Annotated in this window: 7 protein-coding genes; 4 read left to right on the top strand and 3 right to left on the bottom strand. The window is 45.8% G+C overall.

Going from position 1 to position 13723, the window contains the following annotated elements:
• Positions 1-3: 3 nt before the first annotated feature.
• Positions 4-2442, bottom strand: a complete 2439-nt coding sequence (locus B0I27_RS09455) for a PIG-L family deacetylase (RefSeq protein WP_106293260.1) — start codon at positions 2440-2442, stop codon at positions 4-6.
• A 209-nt stretch (positions 2443-2651) separates the two neighbouring features.
• Here B0I27_RS09455 and B0I27_RS09450 point away from each other — a divergent pair, with 209 nt between their 5' ends.
• The gene (locus B0I27_RS09450; protein ID WP_106293005.1) at positions 2652-5279 is read left to right on the top strand and encodes a glycoside hydrolase family 3 C-terminal domain-containing protein; all 2628 of its coding nucleotides are present in this window, start codon (positions 2652-2654) and stop codon (positions 5277-5279) included.
• Positions 5280-5720: 441 nt separating this feature from the next.
• Complete coding sequence (locus tag B0I27_RS09445; protein WP_106293004.1) at positions 5721-6437, top strand: 3-ketoacyl-ACP reductase; 717 nt, start codon at positions 5721-5723, stop codon at positions 6435-6437.
• Positions 6438-6499: 62 nt separating this feature from the next.
• Here the strand turns inward: B0I27_RS09445 and B0I27_RS09440 are convergent, their stop codons facing one another.
• Positions 6500-7834 (bottom strand): Gfo/Idh/MocA family protein, encoded by a 1335-nt coding sequence (locus tag B0I27_RS09440; protein ID WP_106293003.1) that lies wholly within the window; start codon positions 7832-7834, stop codon positions 6500-6502.
• Between the two features lie 125 nt (positions 7835-7959).
• On the bottom strand, positions 7960-8733 hold the full coding sequence (locus B0I27_RS09435) for an IclR family transcriptional regulator (RefSeq protein ID WP_106293002.1): 774 nt from the start codon (positions 8731-8733) through the stop codon (positions 7960-7962).
• Between the two features lie 245 nt (positions 8734-8978).
• Between B0I27_RS09435 and B0I27_RS09430 the strand changes: the two genes are divergently transcribed.
• A complete protein-coding gene (locus B0I27_RS09430) occupies positions 8979-12116 on the top strand; it encodes a SusC/RagA family TonB-linked outer membrane protein (protein WP_106293001.1) in 3138 nt (1045 codons plus the stop codon).
• Between the two features lie 9 nt (positions 12117-12125).
• Positions 12126-13688, top strand: a complete 1563-nt coding sequence (locus tag B0I27_RS09425; RefSeq protein ID WP_106293000.1) for a RagB/SusD family nutrient uptake outer membrane protein — start codon at positions 12126-12128, stop codon at positions 13686-13688.
• Positions 13689-13723 lie beyond the last annotated feature (35 nt).

Genomic DNA, 13723 nt, shown 5'->3' with positions numbered 1-13723 from the left:
ATTTCAGTGGGAAATAAGGTTTACAAACAAACGGTAGGCACCAGGTACCCCTGCAGGCAGCTGTCTGAAGAAAGACAGACCGGTATAAACAAACCTCCCTTTCCCATAATCTGCCACAAATAGAGCTCCCGTATTTTCAGCTTCGCCCGTATCACGCATCGAAAGCAGCGATTGGTATCTCGGGTCTATTGATCCACCAAAGTATAAGCCTCGTTCCTGCACCCAACCGTCGAAGTCCCGAGCGGTGATCTTATTGGGATAATTGAAGATACGGTGTGCCGGATTAAGGATGTTAACAGTTGCATCTTCCTCGGTTACCCGGTTACGTGTAATGGAAAAAGGGTAGGGACCGATATCATTCAGCATCAATGGCTGACTCACGTTATATTGAACAAGCAGTACGCCACCGTTCTCTACATATTTTAACAGCTTGTCATTGATATATTTGATAGCAGGCGAAACATTGTAAAGGCGAATACCTGCAACAATGGCATCAAAAGAGCTTAAGTCGACGTTATCCAGCGATCCTGCGTTCAACATCACCACCTCATATCCCAATTGCTTGAGCGACTCAGGGATGAGATCCCCGGCTCCGGGGATATATCCGATTTTATTGCCTGCTTTCTTAGCTTGTAGCCGTACCAGATTCATTGCCGCTTCAGGGAACCAGGTTGTGGTCGGAATATGATCATACTGGATGCTGCTCATCGCCTTACTCCATGTGCTTCCTCCGGCGTTTAGTTCGGCAGTTAGCTGTCCCGACAAGGCCGACTGACCGGGTTTTACCGTAAATCTGAACATTCGCTCTTCACCTTTGCTCGTCATCTCATAGGGAAGGGATTTCGGACTTGAGGTCCAGCCAGAGGGCAATTTGAGTCGTAAATCCCCTTTGGCGGCTCTGCTGAATGACTTCAGCTTAACTTCCAGGGGCCGGGCCTCATCACCGGTATAAAGTAAACGGGAGCTTTGAAGCGCGACAACCACGGGTGGAGTAACCTCCAGCTTGCGGTAAACCTCGCCCCGTACAGGATCCGTGAATTTATAAACGGCAGGCCTGCTGTATGAAATCTTCTGTCCTTGAATGTGAAGGTCAATTCTGATCACAAGCGGCGCGGCGCTTTCCGCCATGCCAATATCTTTTCTGTTACTGATTTTATATTCGCCTATCGGATGTGCATGCTCCAGCCAATAAGGCTGACTCAAGCGCGATGCTTTCACACTCCCTTCCAGAGACTCCATCCGGTTATACGACAGGGAAAGCTTTTGTTCTGATTTCCCGCTAATGAACGGAACGACCGCTGCGCCATCTTGATATCTGGAGATTGCCTGAACTCTTAGCGGGATGCTGTCTGTGATCGAATAGGCCGGTTCAGATGCATACACTTCGAACCATGTACCGCTCGTCGCCAGTATAAGATCGGCTACTTCGGCCATTTTTAGCTTCTTTAGCATCTCATCCTGAACGCCCGATATCAGTTCGTAGAGCCTGAGCAGTGCAGGTACCGATTTTTCCGGTGCCTCGATCCGGTATTCACGGTTGATCTCCGTAACGAGCTTAGCTATTGCAGCACCGTTGGGCCCAGCGACCCAATTGGCCTCCCTGCCATCCAGCAGGTCCTTCTTTGCAGGCTGCCCAGCTAACAATTCGAAGTATTCAAACGATTCACCTCGTTGTTTGGCCACACCAAATCCCTGTGATTTATGCTGTGATCGGCTCTCTGAAGCAATTTCGCCATAAGACTGCCCCAGGAGGGTATTGTATTGTCCCACATTGATCTTCAGCTGATCTTCGCTTGTCGTATTATTTCCACCAAAATTGAAGGTGTTCCATAAGATTCGGTGTGACTTCCAGGGCTTCACATAAGAAAGCTGCTCTGGGAAAGCTGCAGGATCCGCTGCTGCTTTAAATGCTTCAATCGCCAAAATTGCCGAGGCGGAATGATGCCCGTGTCCAGCTCTGGCATCCGGTGGAAAGCGTGTTATAATAACGTCAGGCCTGAAATTGCGAATAACCCATACCACGTCTGACAGGATGCTGTCTCTATTCCAGATCTTGAACGTCTCTTCCGACGTCTTCGAGAAGCCAAAATCATTAGCACGGGTGAAAAACTGCTCGGCTCCATCTATGCTTCTTGCCGCCAGGAGTTCCTGCGTGCGAATCAGTCCGAGCTCTTCCGCTTGTTCTGTACCGATCAGATTTTGCCCTCCGTCTCCTCTAGTCAGGGAGAGATAACCAGTTCGCACCTTGCGCTCCGTTGCCAGATAAGACAACAGGCGTGTGTTTTCGTCATCCGGATGAGCGGCGATATAAAGCACGCTGCCGGTAACAGCGAGCTTCTCGATGCCCAGTTTAATTTCTGATGAAGAGAGCTGCACGGAGGTCTGACCTAGGGCGAGGGACGAACAAAGCAGAAAATTGCAGACAAGAAAAATAAGTTTCATTTTATGGTGTAGTAGGGGGGTAAATTTAATGCCTTCGATTATACCTAACCATGCAATGTCTGTAAAAAAGATGATTGATATACCCATATTTCATTAAATATCTCTTTTTTGAAGAATTACGTTAGATAAATTTTTAGTTTTATGGAAACGATTAACTAATATAACCTAAAATACCAACGTTGGCGTAAGCCCAAAAACTAAATTCTTTCATGAAAAATCCATTAAACCTACTGATCGTATTGATTCTGGTGGCAACCGCGTCCTGTAAGTCCCCGAAAAAAACTGACTATACTTATGTCTTTCAGGATCCGGAAAAAAGCATCGAAGTCCGGGTGGATGATCTTGTTTCAAAGCTAACCTTGGAAGAGAAGGTAGCACAGATGCTGAATGCGGCGCCTGCTATTGAACGCCTTGGTATACCGGCATACGACTGGTGGAACGAAGTGCTTCATGGCGTTGCGCGTACGCCTTACAAGGTGACCGTGTTTCCACAGGCAATCGGTATGGCCGCGACATTCGACACCTTGTCTTTGTTTCATATGGCCGACTATTCTGCTCTTGAAGGCAGGGCTATATACAATAAGGCGATCGCTGATGGAAAAGAGGGCCAGCGCTATGTCGGTCTTACCTATTGGACACCGAACATCAACATTTTCAGGGATCCACGCTGGGGCAGAGGACAGGAGACTTACGGAGAGGATCCTTATCTGACGGCTATGTTGGGTAAAGCTTTCGTCCATGGTCTGCAGGGCGACGATCCTAAGTATCTGAAGGCCGCCGCCTGCGCCAAACACTATGCTGTACACAGCGGTCCGGAGCCATTGAGACATGTTTTTGATGTCACAGTAAGCAAGTATGATCTGTGGGACACCTATTTGCCCGCATTTGAAGAGTTAGTTGTCCGCGGGAAAGTTGCAGGTGTCATGTGCGCTTACAATGCCTACCAGGGTCAGCCATGTTGTGGAAGTGATTTGTTGATGACGGATATCCTCCGGAACCAATGGAAATTTGATGGTTATGTAACATCAGACTGCTGGGCGATTGACGACTTTTATAAAAATCACAAAACTCACCCTGACGCAGTAAGTGCATCAGCAGATGCCGTGATGCATGGAACAGATCTCGACTGCGGAGAGGAAGCCTATAAAGGGCTGGTGCAGGCAGTAAAAGAAGGTAAGATAACCGAAAAACAAATCGACGTTTCCGTGAAGCGCTTGTTTACCATCCGTTTCAAGCTCGGTATGTTCGACCCGGTTTCCATGGTTAAATACGCACAAACTCCGGTTTCAGTATTGGAAAGCGAACCTCACCGCGCTCATGCGCTAAAAATGGCTCAACAATCGATTGTACTATTGAAAAATCAGAATAACGTTCTTCCTTTAAGCAAAAAGTTGAAGAAGATCGCTGTACTCGGACCAAATGCCGATAATGAGATCTCGGTTCTTGGAAACTACAATGGAACTCCCTCAGAAGTGGTAACCGCCCTGAAAGGTATAAAGAGCAAGCTGGGATCAGGTACCGAAGTGGTTTACGAACGCGCGACTACATTTACGAAAGACACGTTACTTGTTTACAGGGATGTAACTGCGCAATACAGCCTTGATGGAAAGAAAGGTGTGAAAGCGGAATATTTCAGCAATAAAGAGCTGAGTGGCACGCCTGTCGTCAGCCGTATGGAGCAGGATATTAACCACAGTTGGCAGGAGGGTGAAACGGTAGTAAACCAGATGAAAGCCTACAGCTTCTCAGCACGTTACACCACAGACTACAAAGCAACAGAGACCGGAATCATCACTTTTGAAGTTGAAGGTGATGACGGCTACCGCTTCACTATCGATGGAAAAGAGGTGCTGAATGCCTGGACAAGAAACCGCTGGGGAGCGAAAAGCTTTAAGCTCCAGACAGAAAAAGGCAAGAGCTATCGTTTAGTTATCGAATATTACCAGGATGGCGGTAAAGCTTCTATAAAGCTTCGTGCCGGCGATTTTAAGAAAACAAACTTTCAGCAATTGGCAAACCGTCTGAAAGACGCAGATGCCATCATCTACGTGGGAGGTATTTCGCCGCAGCTTGAAGGTGAAGAAATGAAAGTGAACGAGGTAGGCTTCGATGGAGGAGACCGTACTTCCATTTTGTTGCCTGGTGTGCAGACCGAAATAATGAAAGCGCTTCAATCTACCGGCAAACCTCTTGTGTTTGTAATGATGACAGGCAGTGCCATTGCTACCCCTTGGGAAGCTGAAAACGTTCCGGCAATTGTTAATGCCTGGTATGGCGGACAGTCTGCCGGTACCGCAATAGCAGACGTGCTTTTTGGCGACTACAATCCGGCAGGCCGCTTACCTGTAACATTCTATGGAAAAGATTCAGATTTGCCTCCTTTTAACGATTATTCTATGACTAATCGTACTTACAGGTATTTTACCGGAAAGCCTCTGTTTGAGTTCGGTCATGGCTTAAGCTACACAAACTTCACTTACGATCAGTTGAGTATTCCGGCTAATGTGAAATCAGGAAACAACGTTTCTGTCAAAGTTCGCGTTACGAATTCAGGAAGCCGCGATGGCGACGAAGTCGTTCAGTTGTATCTTTCGCATGACAGCAAAGATAAAACCGCTTTAAGATCACTAAAGGGATTTAAACGGGTATCTCTTAAAAAAGGAGAGAGCCAGGTTATATCCTTCACCCTCAATCCTCAGGATCTGGCTATTGTTGGTGAAGATGGAACTGCCCGCCAGCCTAAAGGAAAGGTGTTGATCACTGCAGGAGGAAGCCAGCCAAACCAAAGTGCAATCAGCCAGAAGAAGGTGGCTCAAAAAGTGTTAACAGTTCTCTAGTTTAAATGACGAACAAGAAGGGTCTGTGATGTAAATCGCAGGCCCTTTTTCTATTTAGTGGCGTCTGCTTCCGAAGCTTTCGCGGAGAAGCCCAAGACTGCTCAGAGCTTATTACTTCGGAATGTCTCCGGAAGAGTGTAATGCCGAACCTGTCCAATTCCTCTTTCGTCGTAAGGGTTAGACCGTTTACGGTCCGATATTAAAAAGGTGTTTTTCGTATAAGATATGCTCTTCTCCGCTTAGGATGCGTTTATATGCAGCCGATAACGTGTGGCCTCTATTGCTCCCTCATACAAAGGCGATGGAAGCCGAGTATGACGGAGCTATGATTTCAGCACCTGGTTTACTTCATGCGACATCCTAATTAATTTGTCATAAAATAGAGCTGTAGATTGAGTTTACAATTTAGTATTTAGGTTTGTATAGTAAAATCGCGTTTATATGGAATCTATAAAAGGAAAAATAGCACTGGTCACCGGAGCTGGTAAGGGTATCGGCAAAGCAATAGCTTTAGCCCTGGCCACAGAGGGTGTAGATGTAGGCTTAATAGCAAGGACGGAAAGTGACCTTCAAAGCCTTGCCAAGGAAATCGAGGGGAAAGGAGTAAAGGCTGCCATCGCAGTAGCGGATGTTAGCAGTATCGAGTCGGTTAATACCGCTGTTACAGCCATTCAAGAGGCTCTTGGAAATGTTGATATATTGATAAACAATGCCGGCATCGCTAAGTTCGGGAAGTTTCTGGATCTGGAACCAGAGGAGTGGGAAGCACAGGTAAAAGTGAACCTATTCGGGGTTTATTATGTAACCCGCTCTGTCATACCGCAGATGATCGAAAGAAAAACAGGTGATATTATAAATATTTCATCTACTGCAGGTTTAAAAGGTGCAGCCACGACGAGTGCTTATAGTGCTTCCAAGTTTGCCCTCTTAGGTTTGACAGACTCGCTGATGCAGGAGATGCGCAAGCATAACATTCGCGTAACGGCACTTACCCCGAGCACAGTTGTAACCGATCTTGCGAAAAGTTCAAACCTGATTAATAATAACGAGGAGCGCGTGATGCATCCGGAAGATATCGCGGAGCTCATCATATCTCAGCTAAAGCTGAACCGACGGGTGTTTGTAAAAGACTCATCAATGTGGTCGACGAATCCTTAGAATATCTGAGCATTTAATAGAAAAAGGAGCTGCCCCGGGCAACTCCTTCTCTATTAAATTAACTATACAGTACCTCTCGTGGGGTGAGGCTTGAGTTTAGTCAGATCTTTTATCTTGACTACCTTGCCCTTGTCTATACTTTGCCTGGCGGCAATACCTACCAGAATGGACATGGCACCATCACGGCTACCGGCCCCTTGCTTGTAAGGATCGGGTCCGGGATTAAACAGTTGTTTTCTCAGACGCTTATCCCCTCCGCCGTGGCCTTCCTCCGTATTGTCGATGCGGATAAATTCGGTGCCGCCGAAGTTGCGGGTAACCTGTATCTCATCATACTTTTGCATTTCCCAGGGCTGTCTTTCATGAATCCAGGCATCCAGCTTGCCCTTGGTGCCATTAAATGAAATCCGGTAACCCTCATAAGGGGAATAGGTAGTCAGTGAATAGCTTACCTGAACATTGTTAGCATATTTAATCTGAACGGCCATTTTGTCGAAAATATCGATATCTTCTTTCCATACACAACCATCGCGGTGATAGCCATCGTATTTTTCATTGTCAACGTAAAGCTGCACGAGGCGTGGACTCTTCGTTACGTCAAAATAGAATTTACACTTGTCTTTATGCGGACAAGGGCGGCAGTGTGTATGGCGAAACGAATTGTTTTTGCCATAGAACTCCAAAGAACCGTTTGCATAAACTTCTTCCGGATCAGAATTCAGCCACCAGTTTAACAGGTCGAAATGATGTGTTGATTTATGGACGAGCAAGGAACCCCCAAATTCTCTTTTTCTATGCCATCTTCTGAAATAGTCGGCACCGTGAGAGGTATCCAGATACCAATGAAAATCTACCGATGTTACTTTTCCTATCGTGTCATTGTTAAGGAGTTCATATATTTTTTGACGGTGCGGAGAGTATCGATAATTGAAAGTAACGTAAACTTTTTTACCGGTCCTGGCCTCGGCGTCTAGAATCATCTGACATTTCTTTTCATCCGTTGTCATGGGTTTTTCGGTAATGACATCGGCTCCTGATTCGAGTCCCTTAACGATCTGCTCGTGATGGGTGCTATCAACGGTTGTAACGATCAGTATTTCCGGCTTGGTCTCCTTGAGCATCTTGTCCAGATCTACATAAGTGGGACAGCTCAAATTCATCATTTTCTTTGCTGTGGCGACCCTTCCTGAATTTTTATCGCAGAGGCCGACAAACTCGACAGTATCTGCATATTCCTCGAGAACTTCCGTTCCCCACATTCCGGTTCCCCTATGGCCGGTTCCGACCATAGCGATCTTTTTCTTGGGTGCATTTAAAGTGGAAGCAAAAAGAGAGTCTGAAAGGAGGGCAGCTGCCATTACAGTGCCGGTCTGTTGTATGAATTTTCTCCGAAGCATAATTTTATGGTTAGTAAGACGAATCTAAAAAAATGCGCGCTTAAAACAGCTTCAGGGGAATAAGAAAACTATGCAATCGATCCCGTAATAAATATATTACACCGGTACAGTTCCAGGAATCAGCGTTATGGTGCCTGTCCAATCCTGGCGCGGATTTTTTCGGCGCATTTGAGGACTTCAGCAAGGATTTCTACGTTTTCAATACCTTTATTCATATTAAACGTGGTCAAACGGGAAACGGTCAGACATGCGGTAACGCCCTGAGCGGTAATTGACACGGGAACCGCAATGTCAACAACGCCTTCGGCAAGCTCACTTCGTTTAATATAGTAACCATCCGATTTGATCTTCTTCAGCGTATCGAAAAAAGTCTTTCGCTGGCTCGCATTCAGATCATCCACGTTGTTTTCTTGTAGGCTTTCCCTTAGGACAGAATCAGACATATAAGCCAGAAATACCTTTCCCGAGGCGGTAAGAGAAAGAGGGAATGTATTTCCTTCTTCAACGGATAAGGCTATTGGCTCCGGACTCTTTGCGTGCATGATGACAAGCACTTTTCGCATGTATAGAATGCTCATATGACAGGATTGACGAATCTGATAAGCTAATTCTTCAACGGGATACTGGGCGGCCCTGCGCAGTTCATCAATTGGTGAGTGGCGATGAGAGAGATGATAAAGCTTTAGAGAAAGGCGGTACTTTCCCGAGATCTCGTCTCTTAGAATGTATCCTCTGCTTTCCAGGGTGGTTAACATTCTGTAGATCTCGTTTGGCGTTTTATCTATTCCGGCGGCAATATCCGTCTGCGACTGAGGCGTCGACTGCGATGACAAGTACTCTAGTATGTCGAGCCCTTTGTCTAATGCCGGCGCATTGTACTTACTTTCTTTTTCTTTCATCGGGAGCGGTTTAGGATTACAAACATACAAATAGGCGCATTATGTTTTAAAAAACTCCGGCTGAAGATTATTAAAAATCTATTTTTATATATGAAATAACTATTTATATTTGAATATACATCAACTAACTATTTCATTACATCTAATAACGGGGAATAATTATGAGAAAAAACTAGTGTAGATCTTCCAAAGAGACTACCGGACTCTACCGGGTTATTATTAACTAACCAACAATCATTTTAATCATGCAAACTTTCAAACTAACTCTAACTAGTTGGGGAAGGCTATGTTTAGCGGTATCGTATCTGCTTATCCATGTCTGTTATTCTAGTGCTGGCTATGCACAGACCCCTGGTTCATCACTCATTTCAGGAAAAGTAACCGCTGAAGACGGCGAGGAATTGCCTGGCGTAAGTGTCAAAGTGAAGGGAACGGCCCTCTCAACCGTATCCGATGCCAACGGTAATTTTAAAATCTCCTCATCGGGAAATGCAACACTTGTCTTTACCTATATTGGTTTTATTACACAGGAAGTACCCATCCAAAGTCGTACTTCGATTAACGTTCGGCTACAGACGGATAGCAAAGCTTTGGATGAGGTTATTGTGGTCGGTTACGGTACACAACGCAAGGTTAACCTTACCGGATCTGTAGCGTCTGTTACCGGTAATACCCTTACACAGAGAGCGGCACCAAATGCAGCTTCTCTTTTGCAGGGGCGCGTAACCGGACTTCAGGTCACCCAGAATTCATCAGAGCCAGGTCGCGACAATCCCAGCTTTCTGATAAGGGGTCGTGGATCGTTCAGCGGAGGAACAGCCAACGAACCTTTGGTACTGATTGATGGAGTGACAGGGTCTTTCGGTAATTTGTCTCCCGATGATATCGAATCGGTTACCGTTTTAAAAGACGCCGCATCTGCATCTATCTACGGAGCACGTGCAGCCAATGGTGTCATCTTGGTTACGACGAAACGAGGAAAGAAAGGGCAGACAGTTATCAGTTACCGGGGAAACGTGGCCAGGCATACGCCTACCGCTTTACCTGATCTGATCACAAATTCAGCGGAATATATGGAAATGTTCAATGCCGCCGCTATCAGACAGGGGCTTCCTGCAAGCAGCCAGTTTGCGCAAGCTGAAATAGAAAAATACCGGAATGCAACGGACAGAAACCTGTATCCGAACTTCGACAACGTCGACTATTACATTAATCCTGCGACAGTAACCAACCATAGTGTTTCTGCTTCAGGCGGATCAGAAAAGAGTACGTTCAATTTATCATTGGGATATCTCGACCAAAACGCAATGATAAAAGGTTATAAGTTCAAAAGATACAATGGCTTGCTTAGTTATACCAACGATATAAGCAAAGTTGTTACGATCGGGACCTCGGTCAATGCCACCTATAAAGACAGAAATGAACCTCCCTTCACCGGAGAAAACATCACACTGGCCATTTACGCAGCAGGACCATTATATGGCCCATTCCTGCCTGACGGCAGTGGCAGGATTGCTTCAAAAGCATACGCTTTTGAAGGCAGGAACCGTAATCCACAAGAATACTATGCCATGGGAAACCAGAGCACTAAAGAGTACAATCTTAACGGACAGGCATTTATTGACGTAAAGCCATTTAAAGGTTTGACCTGGACTACAAAGGTTGCGATGAACTATGTTGATGAGTACTATAAAATGTACCAGAAAAATTATGACGCTTACCTCTTTCAAAAGGAATCAGGGAATGCCGACTATACCCGTAATACCTTTGGCCCCGATATTCTTGGTGTAACCGATCAATATTCTAAAGTACTGAATCCAACAATTTATTCTACCGCGACATATAATACTACTATAGCGAAGGATCACAATGTTCGCTTTCTGGCAGGTTATGAGCAGTTATTTTACAAAAATCAGAACCTTAGAGGCCGTAGGATAAATACTGTCGCTCCGGCGCTGACAGACCTTACCGGATATCTGCCGGGTCAGGAACAGCTCTACTTTAGCCATCCAAGACTTCCGTCGCTGCAAGCGCCTTCAGAATGGGCTATGCGGTCTTTCTTTGGAAGTGCCAACTATAACTTTAAAGGGAAATACTTATTGGAAGTAAACGCACGATACGACGGAACATCGAAAGTGTCGCCTGATTACCGCTGGGGTTTCTATCCATCAGTTTCAGGGGGTTGGATAGTTTCTGAAGAAAGCTTCGTTAAGGACCGTTTTAGCTGGTTGAGTAACTTCAAATTGAGAGCATCGTATGGAATACTCGGTAATCAGGACGTAGGAACCTATTTATACCAGGACAATCTGGTGATCAACGATATATTCTATCCATTCGATAATAACACCCTTCAGCAGGGTGCTGTGAACAATGTGTTTCGCGATCAGAGCCTGAGATGGGAGTCGACTAAAATGCTTGACCTGGGTCTTGATCTGGACATTAAGAACGGTCTGTTGGGACTTACATTCGATTGGTTTGATAAGACCACGTATGACATTCTGGCGATGCAGCCTATTCCGGCAAGTCTCGGTTTAACCGCGCCTACGCTTAATGACGGGAGGATGCGTAACCGGGGTATCGAGCTGGGCCTTACTCATCAAAACAGAATTGGTGAAGTTAGCTACGGCGTAAACGGACTTATATCTACGGCAAGAAATCAGGTGCTGGACATACGGATTCCGGCGGAGTCAGGGGCAAACATCAGAAGAATCGGATTACCTTATGACGCACATTACCTCTATGTATGGGACGGCATCTTCCAGGTAGAAGACATCGGCAATCCGAACGTTCCGAAACATGCGTTGAACATGAACCCTAAGGCCGGCGATCTTAAGATGAAGGATCTGAACGGCGACGGCGTGGTAGACGTAAATGACAGGCAGGTGGTCGACGGATATTATCCGGATTTCTCGTATTCATTCGGTTTTAATGTAGGTTATAAGGGTTTCCAGTTGAATGGTTTCTTTCAGGGCGTAGAAGGTATTAAGAGCCGCGTGAACAATTGGGGCATCGATCCATTTATGCAAGGTACTGCACCGACTACAAAGTGGAGGGATGCATGGACACCCGAAAACAGGAGCAACGAACTTCCTGGTATCTACATCGCCGGTTACTCCGGTGTAGCAAGCTACGGCAGCTCCACCTATTACCTGCAGGACGCATCATACCTGAGACTGAAAAATATCATGCTGTCTTATGAGGTGCCAGTTTCTTTTGCGAAAAAAGTAGGAGCTAAAAATCTGGGGGTTTATGTATCTGCAGACAACCTTTTCACCATTACCAAATACGAAGGTGGTGATCCGGAACGCGCCAGCCCAACTGGGAATTACGCCCAATATCCTCAGGCGAAGATTTATAACGTAGGACTTAATGTAAAATTTTAAAAGACTGCCATGCGACATACATTTAAAATAGCCTGTGTGCTTACTGCCAGTATTTTACTGGGAAGCACCGCATGTAATGATGATTTTTTAGACCGGAACCCATTAAACAGCGTTTCGAGCCAGATATTCTGGGCTTCGGAAGCTGACGTTCAAACAGGTCTTGCCGGAGTATATTCACGGCTTCAGCAGAACTTCCTCGGATACGAACGCGTGTACCTGGATGGTCTTAGTGACAATGCTTATCTGGATCCTGGGAACGGAAACCAGGCTAATATGCAAATTTTAACGACAGGCGGCATTAACGCCGGTGTTACGGGTGCCATTGCAAACATGTATAGTAGCCCGTACCGTGCCATATCATCCTGTAATTATTTTCTGGATAATATCGATAAGGCTCCGGTATCGGAGGAGAACAAAAACAAATACAAAGCTGAAGCACGCTTTATTCGCGCACTGTCTTATTTCGACCTGGTTCAGTTGTTTGGTGGAGTTCCTATTTATAAGAACTACTTTAAATCGCTCGAGGAATATAAAATAGCCAAGAGCAGTCAGGAAGAGGTTTACGCCTTCATTGAGGAAGATCTGGACTTTGCGATCCAGTATCTGCCTAATACTAAATACAATGGCCATGCGGTAAAGGGAAGTGCGCAGGGGATTAAAGCCAGAGTGCTGGTTACTCAGCAGAAATGGAGCCAGGCCGTTACCGTACTGGAAGATTTAATGAGCAACTCATCGGGACTTTTTGCGCTGTCGAATAACTATGCTGCGTTGTTTACTTCGGCCGGACAAGCGAATGCGGCCGTCAATTCGGAGATTATGTTTTCCACACAGTATCTTGGTCCAGTAAATCCGCAACGTATACGCCCCGGTGCTGCGGGTATGAACATCGAGCTTGGCTGGTGGTCATTGATGCAACCGTACAAGGATCTTGCCGACGATTATGAAATGAAAGATGGGCTTCCGGCAAATGAGTCGTCATTGTTTGATCCTGCCAACCCTTATGCAAACCGGGACCCACGTCTGGATCTAACCGTCAGGCTTCCCGGAGAAGTTTGGAGAAATGCCTCCGGCGCTGCATGGACAGACAGTTATACGACCGCTACCGGTTTCCTGGTTGAAAAGTACGTTGATCTGGCAAAAGCTCCCTTCACTTCGGCCACAGCAACGACTACGGATCAGGACTATATACATCTTCGATACGCAGATATTTTACTGATGTATGCTGAGGCAAAGAACGAGGTTTTAGCGGTGCCGGATCAGTCTGTGTACTCGGCGATCAATCAGGTTCGCTCGCGTCCCGGCATCAATATGCCACCGGTAGACCAGCAGAAATATAATACAAAGGAAAAGTTACGTGATTATATACGACATGAATTCAGGGTGGAATTTGCCCTTGAGGGACAGCGTTATAACGATCTGAAGAGGTGGAAAATCGCCCATATTAAACTTCCTTTATTGAAAACTCCAAGTAATACACCTCTTGTTTTCAATGAAAACAATTATCTTTTGCCATTTGCTTTATCTGAATTACTAAATAACCCGCAACTGAAGCAGAACCCGGGCTATAATTAACATAGAACACGAGAGGGTGGTAGGAACCATCCTCT

Source organism: Arcticibacter pallidicorallinus (assembly GCF_003002875.1).
GTDB lineage: Bacteria > Bacteroidota > Bacteroidia > Sphingobacteriales > Sphingobacteriaceae > Arcticibacter > Arcticibacter pallidicorallinus.
Note: the sequence above shows the minus strand (reverse complement) of the source record. Positions and strands in the feature narration are given on the sequence as shown.